General features: G+C 74.3%; 1 protein-coding gene. It reads left to right on the top strand.

Annotated elements, in window-relative coordinates; translation table 11 throughout:
* The first annotated feature begins 100 nt into the window (after positions 1 to 100).
* Positions 101 to 19,159 carry a non-ribosomal peptide synthetase gene (locus tag SCAB_RS40875; protein WP_013005930.1) on the top strand — a complete coding sequence of 6,353 codons (19,059 nt, stop codon included), beginning with the start codon at positions 101 to 103 and terminating at the stop codon, positions 19,157 to 19,159.
* Positions 19,160 to 19,171 lie beyond the last annotated feature (12 nt).

Raw genomic sequence — 19,171 nt, 5'->3', positions numbered from 1 at the left:
ACCCTCACAAGGAGACCCTGTGAATTAGGTAACCCTTACCTTAGTATGTCGGCGACCCGGCTCAGAACCGGACCCCGACCTGGTGGGAAGGCTCACTGCTGTGTGCGGTACCGAGGAAGTCCTGGCCTACTGGCGGCGGCTGCTGACACCGCTGCCGCTCGAGATCTCACTGCCCGCCGACCGGCCTCACCCGCCACAGCCCCTGCTCGCACGCGACACCCTCACCCGGGCGGACGTACCGGACGCCCCCGACGCCGTGCACCTGGCCGCCTTCGTCGCCCTGCTGCACCGCTACACCGGGGCCACGGACCTGACGGTCGGCCATGACGGGCTCCCGCTGCGGGTGTCCGTCGAGCACGAACCCTCGTTCGCCGAGCTGGTACGGCGGGTGACGCAGGCCCACGATGAGGCGCAGACCCACCGGGTGCCGGTCGGACTCCTGATCGAGGAACTGCGGCCCCGGCCGACGCGCGGCGGCGGCCTGTTCTTCAACACGGCCCTCGCCACGGCCGCGCGGCCCGCCGGTGACCTGCCCGCCCCGGTGGACGTCCTGCTGGAGGTCGGCGGGGGCTCGGCCCGGGCCGCCTACCATCCCGGTGTCTTCGACGCCACGACGATCGAACGGCTCCTCGGCCACTACCGCACGCTCCTCGCCGACGCGCTCGCCCGGCCCGACACCCCGGTCGCGCGGCTGGAGCTGATGAGCCCCGAGGAGTACCGCCGGGTCGTCGTCGACTGGAACGACACCGCGCACACGGTGCCGGCGGACACCTGGCCGGCGATGTTCGCCGAGCAGGTCCGGCAGCGCCCGGACGCCGTGGCGCTGGTCTTCGAGGACCAGGAACTCACCTACGCGGAGCTGGACTCACGGGCCAACCGCCTGGCGCACGCGCTGCTGGCGCGGGGCGCCGGCCCCGAGCGGATCGTCGCCCTGGCCCTGCCGCGCTCGGCCGAGCTGTTCGTGGCGGAGGTGGCCGTCCTGAAGTCGGGCGCCGCCTATCTGCCGATCGACCACGACTACCCGGCGGACCGCATCGCGTACATGCTGGGCGACGCGCGGCCCGTGTGCATGGTGACGACCGCGCAGACCGCCCGGGAACTCCCCGGCCCGGACGACGGCATGACCGTCCTGGAACTGGACGCACCCGCCACGGCCGCCGAGTTGGCCGGGCGGCCCGACCACGATCCCGGCGAGGCGGACCGCGGAGGGCCCCTCACCGTCCTGAACTCCGCCTACGTGATCTACACCTCGGGCTCGACCGGCCGCCCCAAGGGCGTCGCCCTCTCGCACGGCGGTGTGGCGAAGCTGGTGGCCACGCAGAGCGAGCGGTTCGGCATCGGCCCGCACAGCCGGGTGCTGCAGTTCGCCTCCCCGAGCTTCGACGTCGCCTTCTGGGACCTGTGCCTCGGGCTCTTGTCCGGCGGCCGGCTCGTCGTCGTACCCGCGGAACTGCGGGTGCCCGGAGCGCCGCTCGCCGACTACGCCGACGCGCACGGCGTCACCTTCATGATCCTGCCGCCCGCCCTGCTCGCCGCCATGCCCGAGGACGTGCGACTGCCGCCGACCGCGACGCTGTTGGCGGGCACCGAGCGGGTCTCCCCCGAGCTGGTGGGGCGGTACGCGCGCGGGCGGATGATGTTCAACGCGTACGGCCCGACCGAGGCCACCACCAACTCCACGCTGGGCCTGTGCGATCCGGACATCCCGGCCGGGGCGATCGTCCCCATCGGTGTCCCCGACCCGGGCACCCGCGCGTACGTCCTGGACGCGTACCTGCGGCCGGTCCCCGCCGGGGTCACGGGCGAGCTGTATCTCGGCGGTGCGGGTCTGGCCCGGGGCTATCTCGGGCGGCCGGACCTGACCGCCGAGCGGTTCGTCGCGGACCCGTTCGGGGAGCCCGGGGAGCGGCTCTACCGAACCGGTGACCTGGTGCGTTGGCAGGCCGACGGGCGGCTGGAGTTCCTCGGGCGCGCCGACGCCCAGGTGAAGATCCGCGGGTTCCGCATCGAGCCGGGCGAGATCGAGTCGGTGCTGCGCGGTCACCCGGCCGTCGACCAGGTCACCGTGGTCGTCCGCGAGGACCGCCCCGGCGACCGCCGCCTCGCCGCCTATGTCGTCCCCGCCCTCGACGCGGGGCGCGACGCGGACCCGGACGAACGCGTCGAGGAGTGGAAGGAGCTGCACGATCTCCTCTACGGGGCGGCCGGTTCCGAGGACTCGGGCGGCCGAGACACCGACGGCTCCGGCGACTCCGGCGACTCCGACAGGGCAGGCACGGTCGACGGCTCCGGTTTCCGTGAGAACTTCGCGGGCTGGAACAGCATGTACGACGGCACACCGATCCCCGTCGAGGAGATGCGCGAGTGGCGGACCGCGACCGTCGAGCGCATCCGCGAACTCGGCACCGGACAGAAGGTGCTGGAGATCGGGGTCGGCAGCGGGCTGATCCTGTCCCGGATCGCGCCCGAGTCCGAGGCGTACTGGGGTACCGACCTCTCCGCGGCTGCCGTCGCGGCGCTGCGCGCCCAGGTCGACAGCGATCCGGAACTGGCAGCGAAGGTCGAACTGCGGACCCGGCCGGCCCACGACACCGAGGGCCTGCCCGAGGGGTACTTCGACACGGTCGTCATCAACTCCGTCGCCCAGTACTTCCCCAGCGGGGAGTACCTCGCCGACGTGCTGCGTCAGGTGGCGGGGCTGCTGGCCCCCGGCGGCCGTATCTTCGTCGGTGACGTCCGGAATCTGCGGCTGCTGCGCACGCTGCGCGCCGCCGTGGAGACCCGTCGGGCGACCGGCGGCGACGAGACGGACAAGAGCGCGCTGCGGACGGCCGTCGAGCAGTCGGTGCGCTGGGAGGGCGAACTCCTGCTCGACCCGGACTTCTTCGCCGCCCTCGACGGCTTCGACGCGGACATCCGCGTCAAGCGGGCCGCGCACCACAACGAGCTGAGCCGCTACCGGTACGACGTCGTCCTGCGCTCGGGGGCCCCGACGGCAGCCCGGGACCTGCCGGAGCTGGACTGGGCGGCTGCCGGCGGGCTCGCCGGACTGGCCGGGCTGCTGACCGACCGGACGGACGGGCTTCGCGTCACCGGTGTGCCCAACGCACGCCTCGCGGACGACCTGGCGGACCTGCGGCGGCTGGAGGGCAGCAGCCGGGAGGCGGCGTCCGGCGCCGACCCCGAGGACCTGTACGCGCTGGCGGCCGAGCACGGCTACCGGGCCGCACTCACCTGGAACGGGAACGCCGACGACGGCGCGCTCGACGCCGTGTTCGTCCTCGACGGGCCCTTCGGGGCCCTGTACCGGACGACCGGCACCGCTCCGCACGCCAACCGGCCGGCGCCCTTCCGGGACGTGACCGCGCTGATGCGGACCCTGCGCGGACACGCGGCCGAGTGGCTGCCCGACTACATGGTCCCCTCGGCCTTCGTCCCGCTGCACGCCCTGCCGGTCACGCCCAGTGGCAAGATCGACGCGCGCGCCCTGCCCGCCCCGGACTACGCGGGCATGAGCTCCGGCCGGGCCCCGCGCACCCCCCGCGAGAAGCTGCTCTGCTCGCTGTACGCCGAGGTGCTGGGGCTGGACTCCGTGACGGCCGAGGACGACTTCCTCGCGCTCGGCGGCGACAGCATCAGCGCCATCCACCTCCTCATCCGCGCCCGGGAGTCGGGCCTCGGACTGACCACCAGAGAGGTGTTCCGGCACCGTACCGTCGAGGCGCTGGCGCAGGCCGCGGTCGAGCGGGTCGCCGCGCGCACCGCAGACGAGCCGCTGGTGGAGGCCGACGAGGCCGAACTCGCGGAGCTCCAGGGCGCGCACCCGCTGCCGGTGGATGAACTGCTGCCGCTCACCCCGCTCCAGCAGGGCTTCTTCTTCCACGCCCTCACCGGGGGCGACGGGGACACCTATGTCGTCCAGCAGGTGCTGGACCTCGCCGGACCCGTGGACGCCTCCCTGCTGCGCCGGGCCGCGCAACAGCTCCTGGACCGGCACTCCCCGCTGCGGGCCGCGTTCCGGCAGCGCCCGGACGGCACCCCGGTGCAGATCATCACGCGGAACGCCGAACTGCCCTGGCGGGAGGTCGACCTGTCCGCGCAGGACGGCGGGATCCGGGAGTCGCTCGGCGACGCGGTGGCCGCCGACGAGCGCGCCCGGGGCTTCGACCTGGCCGCGCCGCCCCTGCTGCGCTGCGCCCTGATCCGTCTCGGCGAGGAGCGCAGCCGCCTCGTGCTGACGTTCCATCACATCGTGGCGGACGGCTGGTCCCTGCCGGTGCTGCACCGCGAACTGATGGCGTTCTACGGCACCGACGCGCCCACGCTCCCCGCCGTCGCCCCCTATCGCGGCTTCCTGCGCCGCCTGGCCGAGCAGGACGGGGACGCGGCCCGCGCCGCCTGGGCCGACGCGCTCGCCGGGCTGGACGAGCCGACCCGCCTGGTCGGCGATCCGGCCGACACGGCGCCCGTGCGCCCGGAACACGTCCGGGTGGAGCTGTCCGAGCGCACCACCGCGCGGCTCGCCGAGCGGGCCCGCGCGTACGGGATCACCCTCGGGACGATCGTCCAGGGCGCCTGGGGGCTGCTGCTCGGCAGGCTGACCGGCCGGGACGACCTCGTGTTCGGCACCACGGTCTCCGGGCGCGACGGCGAGGTCGAGGGCATCGCCTCCATGGTGGGCCTGTTCATCAACACCCTGCCGACACGGTTCCGTTGGACCCCGCGAGAGTCTCTGGGAACGCTGCTGGTCCGGCTCCAGGAGGAGCAGGCGCGGCTGCTGGACCACCAGCACCTCGGTCTCGCCGAGATCCAGCGGCTCTCCGGGCACGCGGGCTCCGGCGAACTCTTCGACACCCTCGTGGTGTTCGAGAACTACCCGGCCGAGAACGGCCTGCGGGACGCCTCGGGCACCGTGCGCATCACCGGTGACGCCTTCCACGACGCCGTGCACTACCCCCTCGCCCTCGTCGTGAAGCCCGGCCGGCGGCTCGACCTGCGGCTCAAGCACCACGCGGAACGCCTCGACGGCGACACCGCGCGCATGCTGGGCGGCCGGCTGGCCCGGGTCCTGGAGGCCGTCGCCGAGTCACCGGACCGTGCGGCAGCCTCCGTCGACCTGCTCTCCCCCGACGAGGCCCTGCGCGCCCATCCCGCGGGCGAGGAGCAGGCCCTGCCGGGGACCACCCTGGCGGAGGGGTTCGCGGCGCAGGTCGCCCGGACGCCCGACGCGCCCGCCGTGGTGTTCGGGGGCGAGCGGCTGAGCTACGCCGAACTGGACGCACGCGCCGAGGAGTTGGCGATACGGCTGCGCCGCCGGGGTGCCCGGCCGGGCACCTTCGTGGCGGTCGCCGTGCCGCGTTCGGCGGAGCTGATGGTGGCGCTGCTGGGTGTCCTGAAGTCGGGGGCCGCCTATCTGCCGGTGGACCTGGACTATCCGGCGGACCGGGTCACCCACATGCTCACCGACTCGGGCGCCACGACCGTGGTGACCCTGTCGGCCACGGCCGATCGCCTGCCCGGGCAGGCCCTGCCTTCGGTACTGCTGCTCGACACCCCCGACACTCCCGACACCCACGACGCCTCTGACACCCACGACGGCCTCGACGACCTGGACGGCCTCGGCGGCGAGCCGCCCGCCGGGCGATCCGCCGACCCCGCGCGCCCCGACGACCCCGCCTACCTCATCTACACCTCCGGCTCGACCGGTGTGCCCAAGGGCGTGGTCGTCACCCACCGCGCCATCGTGAACCGGCTGGCCTGGATGCAGGCCGCCTACGGGCTCGCCTCCGACGACCGGGTGCTGCAGAAGACGCCGTCCAGCTTCGACGTCTCCGTGTGGGAGTTCTTCTGGCCCCTCCTGGAAGGCGCGAGCGTGGTGCTCGCCCGCCCGGACGGCCACCGCGACCCCGCCTATCTGGCCGGTCTCGTCCGGGAGCAGGCCGTCACGACGATGCACTTCGTGCCGTCGATGCTGGAGGCGTTCCTCGGCCACGACGAGGTCACCGGCGACCCCGCCTGGTCGGCGTCGCTGCGCCGGGTGCTCAGCAGCGGCGAGGCGCTTCCCGCCACCGCCGCGAGCCGCTGGCACGCGCTGACGGGCGTACCCCTGCACAACCTGTACGGCCCGACCGAGGCGGCCGTCGACGTCACGTACCACCCGTACGCCCCCGACGAGGACCGGGGCACCGCGGTGCCGATCGGGCGTCCCGTGTGGAACACCGGGCTGCGGGTCCTGGACGCCTGTCTGCGGCCCGTCCCCGACGGTGTCCCCGGTGAGCTGTACCTGACCGGTGTCCAGCTCGCCCGTGGCTATCACGCGCGCCCGGCGCTGACCGCCGAGCGGTTCACCGCCGACCCGTACGGGCGGCCGGGCAGCCGGATGTACCGCACCGGTGACCTGGTCAGACGGCGGGCGGACGGGGTGATCGAGTACCTGGGCCGTACGGACCGGCAGGTGAAGCTGCGCGGCAACCGGATCGAACTCGGCGAGGTCGAGGCGGCGCTGGTCCGGCTGCCGGAGGTCGCGCAGGCCGCGGTGACGGTACGCGACGACGCGCTCGTCGCCTACGTCGTCCCCGCCCCGGGCGCAGCCGCCGAGGCGGATGACCTCCGCGAGAGCGTCACCGGCTCGCTCCCCGCCCCCATGGTGCCGAGCGCCTGGGTGGTCCTCGACGCCCTGCCGCTCACGCCGAGCGGCAAGCTGGACCGGACCGCGCTGCCCGCCCCGCAGGCCGTCCGCGGCACCGTCACCCGTGCGCCGGGCACCCCCCGGGAGCAGCTGCTCGTCGAGATCTTCGCAGCCGTGCTGAAGCTGGACGAGGTCGGCGTCGACGACGACTTCTTCCTGCTCGGCGGGGACAGCATCAGCTCGATCGCCGTCTCCAGCCGGGCCCGCCGCGCGGGTCTGGCCATCGGCCCGCGCGAGGTGTTCGAGCACCGCACCCCGGCGGCGCTCGCGGCGACGGCCACCCTCGACGAGAGGGACGCCGGCGACACCCTCGCCGCGTCCGCGTTCACCCTGACCGAGGAGGAACGGGAGCACGTCGAGCGGCTCGCCCCGGGCCGGATCGAGGACGTGTGGCCGCTCGCCCCGCTCCAGGAGGGCCTGTTCTTCCACTCGAACTTCGACGCCGGATCCCTGGACGTCTACACGGTCCACGAGTCCTTCGACTTCGCCGACCGTGTCGACGCCGAGCGGCTGACGGCGGCCGTGCGCACCCTGCTGGACCGCAACCCCTCCCTGCGGGCCGGGTTCACCAGTGAGGGGCTGCGGCGGCCGGCGCAGTTCATCGTGCGGGACGCCGCGATCCCGCTGACCGAGGTGGATCTGGCCGGGCTTCCGGCGGCCGAACAGGACGCCCGGATGCGGGAGTTGCTGGAGGAGTCGCGTGCCCGGCGCTTCGACCTCGCCCGTCCCCTCCTCTTCCGCATGCTGCTCGTCCGGCTCGGCGAGGAGCGCGGCGACCGGCTGATCGTCGGCCGCCACCTGATCCTGTGGGACGGCTGGTCCGCCTGGCTGTTCCTGGACCAGCTGTTCGCGCTGTACGAGAGCGGCGGCGACCCGGCGGGCCTGGCCCGCCCCGGCTCGTACCGCGACTACCTGACCTGGCTGGAACGGCAGGACGACACCGAGGCCACCCGTGCCTGGCGCGCGGCCCTGTCCGGCTTCGAGGAGCCCACCCTGCTGGTGCCGGCCGCCTCGGAGCGGGGCCAGGAGCCGGTGATCCCGGCGCAGCTGGACGCCGTACTGGACGCGCCCGTCGCCGAGCGGCTGCGCGACCTCGCGCGGAGCCAGGGGCTGACCCTCAACACCGTGCTGAACGCGGCCTGGGGTCTGGTCCTGGCCGGTGCGACCGGGCGGACCGACGTCGCGTTCGGTACGACGGTCGCCGGGCGGCCCAGCGAGGTGCCGGACGTCGAGCACGTCATCGGCATGTTCCTGAACACCGTGCCCGCGCGCATCGCCTTCGACCCGCGCGAGCCGGTCCTCGGTCTGCTGCGCCGTATCCAGGGCGAACGTCTGGAGGTCATGCCGTACGAGCACCTGGGCCTGGGTGTGCTGCAGGCCGAGTCGGGCCACCGACGGCTGTTCGACACCCTGTTCGTGCTGCGCAACGCCGACACCGACGAGCGGCTGGCCGACCTGCGCGAGCGGCACGGCGCGACGGCCGTGGCCAACGTGGACGCCACGCACTACCCGGCCAACCTGGTCGTCACTCCGGGCGAGCGGGTCAGGGCGACGCTCGCCTACCGGCCCGACCTGCTGGACGGCGCGTACGCGCGGAGCCTGCTGGACCGGTTCGTGCTGCTGGTCTCCCGACTGGTGGCCGACCCGCACGCCCCCGTCGGCTCGCTGGACCCCCTGCTGCCGGCCGAGGCCGCCGCGCTCGCCCGCGAGGAGGCCGAGCAGCGGCAGCCCGTGCCGCACGAGACGGTCGCGGACATGCTCGCCGCGCAGGCCGCCCGGACCCCGGACGAGACCGCCCTCGTCTTCGGCGCGCAGACCCTCACCTACGCCGAACTCGACGCCCGCTGCGACCGCATGGCCCGGCTGCTGATCGCGCGGGGCGCCGGACCCGAGCAGGTGATCGCACTCGGTCTGCCCCGCTCGATCGACATGGTGGTGGCGCTGTTCGCGGTGCTGCGCACGGGGTCGGCGTATCTGCCGCTGGAGCTGGACCACCCGGCCGACCGGCTGTCGCTGATGCTGGCGGACGCCCGCCCGCTGCTCCTGCTCTCCACGGCGGGCGTATCGGCGACGCTGACCGGCGACACGCCGCGTGTGCTGCTCGACGACCCGGCGGTGGCGGCCGAGCTGGCCTCCTTCCCGACGGGTCCGGTGTCGGTGTCCTTCAGCCTGGACCACCCGGCGTACGTCATCTACACCTCCGGGTCGACCGGTCGCCCCAAGGGTGTCGTCACGCCGTACCTCGGCCTCACGAACATGCAGCTCAACCACCAGAAGGAGATCTTCGCCCCGGCGATCGCGTCGGCCGGCGGACGGCGACTGCGGATCGCGCACACCGTGTCGTTCGCGTTCGACATGTCCTGGGAGGAGCTGCTGTGGCTCGTCGAGGGGCATGAAGTGCACGTCTGCGACGAGGAGTTGCGGAGGGACGCGACCGCGCTGGTGGCGTACTGCGAGGAGCACCGCGTCGACGTGGTGAACGTGACGCCGACGTACGCCCATCTCCTGCTGGAGGAGGGCCTGTTGGAGGGGCACCGGCCGCCGCTGGTGCTGCTCGGCGGCGAGGCCGTCACCGAGACGGTGTGGAACACGCTGCGGGACACGGAGGGGACGTACGGCTACAACCTGTACGGCCCGACCGAGTACACGATCAACACGCTCGGCGGCGGTACGGAGGACAGTGCCACCCCGACCGTCGGCAGGCCCATCCGGGCCACCCGCGCCCGTGTCCTCGACACCTGGCTGCGGCCGGTGCCGGACGGGGTGGCGGGTGAGCTGTACATCGCGGGTGTCGGTCTGGCGCGCGGCTACCTCGACCGGCCCGGTCTGACGGCCGAGCGGTTCGTGGCGGACCCGTACGGGCGGCCGGGCGAGCGGATGTACCGCACCGGTGACCTCGTACGCCGCCGCCCGGACGGCAACCTGGACTTCCTGGGCCGTACCGACGACCAGGTGAAGATCCGGGGCCACCGGGTGGAGCTGGGCGAGATCGAGACCGCGCTCGGGCAGCACCCCGAGGTGTCCCGGGCCGCCGTCGTCGCGCGCGACGACACCGCCGCGCCCGGCACCAAGCGGCTGGTCGGCTACGTCGTCCCGGCCGAACCCGACGCCGAGGCACGGGAGTCGGCCGAGCGGGAGCAGATCGGTGAGTGGCGGGAGATCTACTCCGCCGAGTACACCGAGATCGGCACCGCCCTGTTCACCGAGGACTTCGCGGGCTGGGACAGCTCCTACGACGGCGACCCCATCCCCGTGGAGCACATGCGGGAGTGGCGTGAGGCCACCGTGGAGCGCATCCGTGAGCTGCGGCCCCGCCGCATCCTGGAGATCGGCGTCGGCTCGGGCCTGCTGCTGTCGAGGCTCGCACCGGACGCGGAGGCGTACTGGGCGACCGACTTCGCCGCACCCGTGATCCGCAAGCTCACCGAGGGCGTGAAGGGCGACCCCGTGCTGGCGGGGAAGGTCGAACTGCGCTGCCTGCCGGCCGAGGTGACCGACGGGCTGCCCACCGGCTACTTCGACACGGTCGTCATCAACTCCGTCGTCCAGTACTTCCCGAGTCTGGACCACCTCCGCCAGGTGATCCGGGGCGCGCTGGACCTGCTCGCGCCCGGCGGTTCGCTGTTCCTCGGTGACATCCGCGACCTGCGACAGGCCCGGGTGTTCCAGGCCGGCATCCAGGCCGCCCGCGCCGACGCGCACACCGAGCCCGACGGTCTGCGCCGGGCCGTGGAGCGGGGTCTCGCCCTGGAGAAGGAACTCCTCGTCGACCCGGACTGGTTCACCACCCTCGGCGTCGGCGTCGACCTGCGCACGAAGGCGGGCCGCCACCACAACGAACTGACCCGCTACCGGTACGACGTGGTGCTCCACAAGGGGGACGCCGGACTCTCGCTGGACGGTGTGCCGGCGGTCGCCTGGACCGGACGGGAGGCGCTCCTCGCCCGGCTCGACGGCTCGGGACCGCTCCGGGTGCGGGCCGTCCCGGACGCCCGCACCGCCGGCGACCTGGCCGTGCTGCGCGCCCTGGACTCCGGACGGCCGACGCCGGTCGCCGCCACGGGCGTGGAGCCGGAGGACCTGCGCGAGACCGCCGAGGCGCACGGCCACCGGCTGCTCACCACCTGGTCCGCCGAACCAGGCTTCTACGAGGCCGTGTTCGTGCCCGACGCCCAGATGCCCGGCACCGGCACCGGCACGCCCCGTACGGCGGGCCTGTACCGGCCGCGCGCCGACCGGGCCGACGACGCCCCGTACGCCAACACCCCGGCCGCCGGCCGCGGTCACACCACGCTGATCCGGCGCCTGCGCGACGACCTCGGGCAGCGGCTGCCCGGCTACATGGTGCCCGCCGCCTTCGTGGTCCTGCCCGGACTGCCGATGAACGACAACGGCAAGCTGGACGTCCGCGCCCTGCCGGACGCCGAGCCGGCGGTCGCCCTGTCGGCCGGACGCGGCCCGCGCACCCCGGTCGAGGAGGTGCTGTGCCGACTGTTCGCCGAGGTGCTGGGGCTGCCCCGCACCGGCGCCGAGGACAACTTCTTCGACCTGGGCGGCCATTCGCTGCTCGCCACCCGGCTGATCAGCCGGGCCCGCACCGAGCTGGGCGCCGAACTGGCCATCCGTGACCTGTTCGAGGCGCCCACCCCGGAGACGCTGGCCCAGCGGGCGGCCGCCGGGCAGCCGGCCCGGCCCGTGCTGGAGCCCGCCGCCCAACGGCCCGCCCGTATACCGCTGTCGGCCGCCCAGCGGCGGCTGTGGCTCGTGGAGCGGATCACCGGGGACGGGGTCGCGTACAACTTCCCGCTCGTGTTCCGGCTCCGGGGCACCCTGGACCTGGACGCCCTCCGCGCCGCCCTGCGTGATGTGACGGTCCGTCACGAGGCTCTGCGGACGCGGTTCGTGGAGGCGGACGGGGAGCCGTACCAGTGGATCGCGGCTCCCGGTGAGGCCGAGCCGGAGTTCCGGCTGACCGAGGCGGACGAGAGCCGGATCGCGCAGTGGATCGAGGAGGCCCAGCGCCGTCCGTTCGACCTGGGCACCGAACTCCCGGTCCGCACCGAGGTGTTGAGGCTGGCGGCCGACGACCACGTGGTGGCCGTCGTGCTGCACCACATCACCACCGACGAGTGGTCCGACCGGCCGTTCCTCGCCGACCTGCACCGCGCGTACGCGGCCCGCGCCGCGGGCGCCGCACCCGACTGGGCTCCCCTGCCGGTGCAGTACGCCGACCACACCCTGTGGCAGGAGCGTCTGCTCACCGAGGTGGAGGACGACCAACTCGCTTACTGGACAGGGGCCCTGAGCGGGCTCCCGGCGGAGATCCCGCTGCCGCTGGACCGGCCGGGGGCGCCCCGCGCCACCGGACGCGGGGCCGTGGTCCGCGCCACCCTCCCGGGCGCCACCGGGGACGCGCTGCGCGACCTCGCCGGCACCCACCAGGTCAGTATGTTCATGCTGTTCCAGGCCGCCACGGCGGCGCTGCTGCACCGCCTCGGGGCCGGGGACGACATCCCGCTCGGTGCGCCCATCGCGGGCCGTACCGACAGCGCGGTGGACGACCTGGTCGGCTTCTTCGTCAACACGCTGGTGCTGCGCACCGATCTGTCCGGCGCCCCGTCCTTCGAGGCGCTCCTCGGCCGGGTGCGGGAGGCGGCGCTGGCGGCGTTCGAGCACCAGGACGTGCCGTTCGACCGGGTCGTCGAGGCGGTCAACCCGGTGCGGACCGCCGACCGCAACCCGCTCTTCCAGGTCATGCTCGGCTACCACCACCGCCCCGACGGCGACCCGGAGCTGTTCGGGCTGCCCACCGAGTGGTTCGACATGGACAACGGCATGGCCAAGTTCGACCTGGACTTCACCTTCGTCGACCACGGCCCCGGCCGGGATCTGGCCCTGCTGCTGGAGTACGCCACCGACCTCGCCGACGAGGAGACCGCCGTCTCGCTCGCCGGGCGGCTGCTGGGGCTGCTGGAGCGGGTCGTCGCGGAGCCGGGCCGTCCGCTGCGGTCCTTCGACCTCCGCACCGAGGTGGAGAGGACGGCCGTCTGGAACGACACCGCCCGTCCCCTGGAGACCCGGTCCGTCCCGGAGATCCTGGACGACGTCGTCCGCTCCCGGCCCGACGCGCCCGCCCTCACCACGGGGGTCTCCCGGCTCACCTTCCGGGAACTGGGCGAGCGGGTGGACGCCGTGGCCCGGCTGCTGCTCCGGCGGGGCGCCGCACCCGAGCGCGTGGTCGGCCTCGCCCTGCCCCGGCACCTGATGGTTCCGGCACTCCTGGGCGTCCTGAAGTCCGGTGCCGCCTGTCTGCCGCTCGACCCCGAACACCCCACCGAACGAATGGAGTTCATGCTCCGTGACGCGGCACCGCTGTGCGTGCTCAGCACGGCGGAGCTGGCGGCGAAGCTGCCGGAAGGGGCCCCGGTCGTCCTGATCGACGACCTGGTCCCGGACGAGGGGGAAGCACCGGCCGTGGTGCCTCCCGCACCCTCCGGCACCGCGTACGTCATCTTCACCTCGGGCTCCACGGGCACCCCCAAGGGTGTCGTCGGCACCCACCGCGGCCTGAGCAACCTCTTCGCCGCCCACCGGGACGATCTGATCCGGCCCGCCGAGCGATCCCTCGGCCGGGACCGGCTCCGGGCCGTGCACGCGGCCTCCTTCAGCTTCGACGGCTCCTGGGAGCCGCTGCTCTGGCTGCTCGCCGGACACGAGGTGCAGGTCGTCGAGGAGGCCGTGATGGCCGACCCGGCCGCGCTGCTTGCCCACCTCTGCCGGGAGGACATCGACTTCCTCGACGTCACCCCGACCTACCTCCGCGAGCTGATCCACCACGGCTTCCTGGAGCCCGGCACCCCGCTCCCCGGTGTGATCGCCGTGGGCGGCGAGGCGACCCCGGCCCCGCTGTGGGAGCGGCTGTGCGCCCTGCCCGGCGTCCAGGTCCACGACCTGTACGGGCCGACCGAGAGCGCGGTCGACGCCTACGGCTGGCACAGTGACGCCACCGGCCGCTGGGCCGCGCCGCTGGACAACATCCGCGCCCATGTCCTGGACGAGCTGCTGCGGCCCGTCCCCGCGGGCGTCACAGGTGAGCTGTACCTCGCCGGTGAGGGCCTGGCGCGGGGCTACCTCAACCGGCCGGGCCTGACCGCCGAGCGGTTCACGGCCGACCCGTTCGGCGCGCCCGGCTCCCGGATGTACCGCACGGGCGACCTGGTCCGGCGCCGCCGCGACGGCTCGCTGGAGTTCCTGGGCCGCGCCGACGGCCAGGTCAAACTGCGCGGTTTCCGTATCGAGCCCGGCGAGATCGAGGCGCTGCTCGCCCGCCACCCCGACGTGGCCACGGCCGCCGTGGTGGTCCGCGAGGACACGCCCGGGGTACGCCGGCTCGTCGCGTACGTCCTGCCGGCCGCCGGGCGCACCCCGGACCCGGCGGAGCTGCGCGGCCACACGGCCGGGGCGCTGCCCGCGCACATGGTGCCGAGCGCCTTCGTCACCGTGCCGGCGCTGCCGCGCACGGTCGCGGGCAAGCTCGACACGCAGGCGCTGCCCGCGCCCGACCTCGGCGCGTCCGTCTCCGGCCGCAGGCCGCGCACCCCGCGCGAGGACCTGCTGTGCGAGGCGTTCGCCGCCGTCCTCGGTGTGCCCGAGGCCGGCGTCGACGACGACTTCTTCGCGCTCGGCGGCCACTCCCTGCTCGCGATGCGCCTGACCGCGCGGGTCCGGGCCGCGCTCGGCGCCGAGGTGTCGCTGCGCACCGTCTTCGACGCCCCGACACCGGCCCGTCTCGCCCGGCACCTGGCGGGCGGCGTCGACACGGCGGGCACGACCCGTCCGGCCTTGACGGTCCGGGAGCGGCCCGCGCGACTGCCGCTGTCCTCCGCCCAGCAGCGCCTGTGGGTGCTGTACCAGGTGGAGGGTCCCAGTGCCACGTACAACATCCCCTCGGCCTGGCGGCTGACGGGCGCGCTGGACGTGGCGGCGCTGCGGGCGGCCGTGCACGACGTGGTGCTCCGGCACGAGACGCTGCGCACGGTCTTCCCCGACGACGGGGGCCGGGCCCGTCAGCTGGTGCTGGCGCCCGACGAGGTGCGCGTCCCGTTCGAGGTCGTCGACACCGAGGAGGAGCTGCTGCCGGAGCTGCTGGCGGAGGCGGGCGCGTACGGCTTCGCGCTGGAGCGTGAACTCCCGCTGCGCGTCCAGGTGTTCCGTACCGGTGAGGAGGAGTGGACCGTTCTGCTGCTCCTGCACCACATCGCCGGGGACGAGTGGTCGGAGGGGCCGCTGCACCGGGACCTCGCGCTCGCCTACGGCGCCCGTACGTCCGGACGAGCCCCCGAGTGGGAACCGCTGCCGGTGCAGTACTCCGACTACACGCTGTGGCAGCGGGACGTCCTCGGGGACGAGAAGGACGAGGACAGCCTCGCGGCGCGGCAACTCGCGTACTGGAAGCGGACGCTGGCCGGGCTGCCGGAGGAGCTGGCGCTGCCGGTCGACCGGGCCCGACCGCTGGAGTCCACCTACCGCGGCGGCTCCGCCGACCTGTCGCTGGACGCCGAACTCGCCGCCGCCCTGCACGTGTTGGCCCGTGACAACGGGGTCAGTGTGTTCATGGTGCTCCAGGCCGCCGTGGCCGGCCTGCTGTCCCGGCTCGGGGCGGGCCACGACATCCCGGTCGGCAGCCCGATCTCCGGGCGCACCGACGCCGCGCTGGACGACCTGGTCGGGTTCTTCCTCAACACGCTGGTGCTGCGCACCGACACCTCGGGGAACCCGACGTTCCGGGAGCTGCTCGGCCGGGTCAGGGAGACCGACCTGGCCGCGTTCGACCACCAGGACGTGCCCTTCGAGCGGCTGGTGGAGGTGGTCAACCCGGCCCGGTCGCTCGCCCGTCACCCGCTGTTCCAGGTGATGGTCGTGTACCTGGCGTCGGGCGGTGACGACACCGTGCTGTCGGGACTGGACACCCGCCGGGACGACGTGGCGCAGACGACCGCCAAGTTCGACCTGTCCTTCGACTTCGTCGAACGGGGTGACGGCAGCGGGGTGGACGGCGTCCTGGAGTACAGCGCCGACCTGTTCGACCACGCCACCGCCCAGTCGTTCGCGGACCGGCTGCGGCGGGTCCTGCGTGCCGTGACCGCCGACCCGGACACGGCACTCGCCGACGTCGACATCCTCGGCGCGGACGAGCGGGCCCGTCTCGTCGGCGGCTGGCACAGCAGGCCCGCCGCCGGGGCGCCGACCACCGTTCCCGCCCTGTTCGAGGAGCAGGTGCGCCTGCACGGCGAGAGGCCCGCCGCCGCGTCCGACGGGATCGAGCTGACGTTCGCCGAACTCGACGCGGACGCCAACCGGCTGGCCCGGCTGCTGGTGGCGGCCGGGGCCGGTCCGGAGCGGTTCGTGGCGCTCGCGCTGCCGCGCACCGCGCACTTCCTCACGGCCGTCCTCGCGGTCCACAAGGCGGGCGCGGCCTATCTGCCGCTCGACCCGGACGCCCCGCCGGAGCGCACGGCCGCTGTCCTGGCCGACGCCCGCCCGGTGCTGACCCTGACCACCCGCGACCTGGCCGCCACCCTGCCGCCCGGCACCGCTCCCCTGGTGCTGGACGACGGGGACACGGTGGCACGGCTCGCGGAACAGGACGGCGCCGGCCTCACCGACGCCGACCGCACGGCCCCGCTGACGCCCCGGCACCCGGCGTACGTCATCTACACCTCGGGCTCCACCGGCCGCCCCAAGGGTGTGGTGATCACCCACGAGACGCTCGGCAACCTGTTCCACAGCCACCGCGAGACGCTGTACGCGCCCGCGGCCGAGGCGGCGGGGCGGCGGCATCTGCGGGTCGGGCACGCCTGGTCGTTCTTCTTCGACGCGTCCTGGCAGCCCCAGCTGTGGCTGCTGGACGGGCACTGCGTGCACGTGCTGTCGGAGGAGGTCCGGCGCGACCCCGAGCTGGTCACCGAGGCGGTGCTGCGGCACCGGTTCGACTTCCTGGAGGTCACCCCGTCGTTCTTCACGCAGATGGCCGACAGCGGTCTGCTGCGGGGCGGGGACTGCCCGCTCGCGGTCGTCGGCGTGGGCGGCGAGGCCGTCCCCGTCGCCCTGTGGAAGCGGCTGGCGGAGCTGCCCGGCACGGAGGCGTTCAACCTGTACGGGCCGACCGAGTCGACCGTGGACGCGCTCGTGGGACGCGTCGGCGACAGCGAACGGCCGCTCGTGGGACGGCCGGTGGCCGGCACCCGGGCGTACGTCCTCGACGACCGCCTGCAGCCGTTGCCGCCCGGTGTCCCGGGCGAGCTGTACCTCGCCGGCGGCGGTCTCGCCCGCGGCTACCTGGGCGGTCCCGCCCTGACGGCCGAGCGGTTCGTGGCCGACCCGTTCGGTCCGGCCGGGTCACGGCTGTACCGCACGGGTGACCTGGCCCGGTGGACCGCCGACGGGCGGATCGACTACCTGGGCCGCGCCGACGACCAGGTGAAGATCCGCGGGTTCCGCATCGAGCCCGCCGAGATCGAGGCCGCGCTCACCTCCCACCCGGAGGTCGGGCAGGCCCTGGTGACCGTCCACCAGGACGGCCCGCGCAAGCTGCTGGTGGCCCATGTCGTCCCGGCCCCGGACACGGCGCCCGACCCGGCGCGGCTGCGCGCCCATGTCGGCGGGCGGCTCCCGGACCACATGGTCCCGGCGGCCGTGGTCACGCTGGAGCGGTTCCCGCGGCTGGCCAACGGCAAGCTGGACCGGTCCGCGCTGCCCGCACCCGACTTCGCCGCCCTGTCCTCCGGACGGGCCCCCGCCACGCCCGTGGAGGAGCTGCTCTGCACGGTCTTCGCGGAGGTGCTGGGCCTGAGCCGGGTCGGCGTCGACGACGACTTCTTCGCGCTGGGCGGGGACAGCATCGTCGCCATGCAGCTCGTGGGCCGGGCCCGTGCGGCGGGCCTGCGGATCAGCCCCCGGCTGGTGTTCCGCCACCGTACGGTCGCCGCGCTGGGCACGGTCGCCGAGGCGGCCGACGTCTCCGTGCCGCGCCCGGTGGACGACGGTACCGGCAGCGTGCCGCTCACCCCGGTCATGCAGTGGCTGCGCGAACTCGGCGGCCCCTTCGCCTCGTACCACCAGGCGGCCCTGGTGCGCACCCCGGCGGCGCTGGACCTGCCCGGTCTGACTGCCGTGCTCCAGGCGCTCGCCGACCGGCACGACCTGCTGCGGGCCACCCTGGTCCGGCCCTCGCGCGAGGACACCGAGGAGTGGTCGCTGCACGTACCGCCGGCCGGTACGGTCGACGCGGCGGGCTGGATCGAGCGGGTCGACGTGTCCGGGCTGGACGCGGCGGCGCTGGGCGAGACCGTACGCGCACACACGGCTGTGGCACGGGCGTCGCTCGACCCGGACGCGGGGGTCGTGGTCCGGGCGGTGTGGTTCGACGCGGGCGACGCGCCGGGCCGGCTGCTGCTGATGGGCCACCACCTCGTCGTGGACGGTGTGTCCTGGCGGGTGCTGCTGCCCGACCTCGAAGCGGCCTGGCGGGACGTGTCCGCCGGTCGGCCGGTCGCCCTGCTGCCCGTCGAGACGTCGTTCGCGCGCTGGTCGCGGCTGCTCACCGAGCTGGCACAGGCGCCGGAAGGGGAGGCCGAACTCCCGCTGTGGGAGGCGATCCTGGACGGCGGCGCGCAGTCCCTGCCCCTCACCCGGGCGCGGGACGCGGACCGCGACACCGCCGCCACCCGGCGCGAGGTCGTGCTCCGGCTGCCCGCCGAGCGGACCGGGCCGTTGCTGTCCGCCGTGCCCGCCGCGTTCGGCGCCGGCGTCAACGACGTGCTGCTCGCCGGACTGGCCCTCGCCTTCGCCGACCTGCGGAAGCGGAACGGCGGGACGGACACCTCCCTCCTCGTCGACCTCGAAGGCCACGGCCGCGAGGAGGAGCTGGGCGGCGACGGGGTCGATCTCTCCCGGACGGTCGGCTGGTTCACCAGCGTCTACCCGGTCCGGCTCGACCCGGGGCCGGCCGACCCCGCCGACGCCTTCGCCGGGGGTCCTGCCGCCGAGGAGGCCGTACGGCGGGTGCGCGCGCACCTGGCGGCGCTGCCCGCGAACGGCGTCGGGTACGGGCTGCTGCGGCACCTCAACCCCCGTACCCGTGAGGTGCTGGCGGCCTATGAGCCGCCGCGCGTGGAGTTCAACTACCTGGGCCGGTTCGGCGTCCCGGAGGAGACGGACTGGTCGTACGCGCCGGAGGAGGACGCGGCGGACATCGGGTCGGAGGGCTCGACGCGGGAGGGCCACGCCCTAGAGATCAACGTGGTGACCGAGGACCGCGCGGACGGGCCGGTCCTGGCCGCGCACTGGTCCTACCTGGAAGGACTGCTGCCGCGCGACACGGTCCGGGATCTCGCCGAGACCTGGTTCCGGGCCCTGGAGGGGCTCGTCGCACGGGCGGAGCGGAACACCGACGCGAGCGACGCGAAGTGAGAGAGAGGAACG

Source organism: Streptomyces scabiei 87.22 (genome assembly GCF_000091305.1).
GTDB lineage: Bacteria > Actinomycetota > Actinomycetes > Streptomycetales > Streptomycetaceae > Streptomyces > Streptomyces scabiei.
The sequence above is the reverse complement of the archived record's forward strand: the minus strand, read 5'-3'. Positions and strand labels throughout refer to the sequence as shown.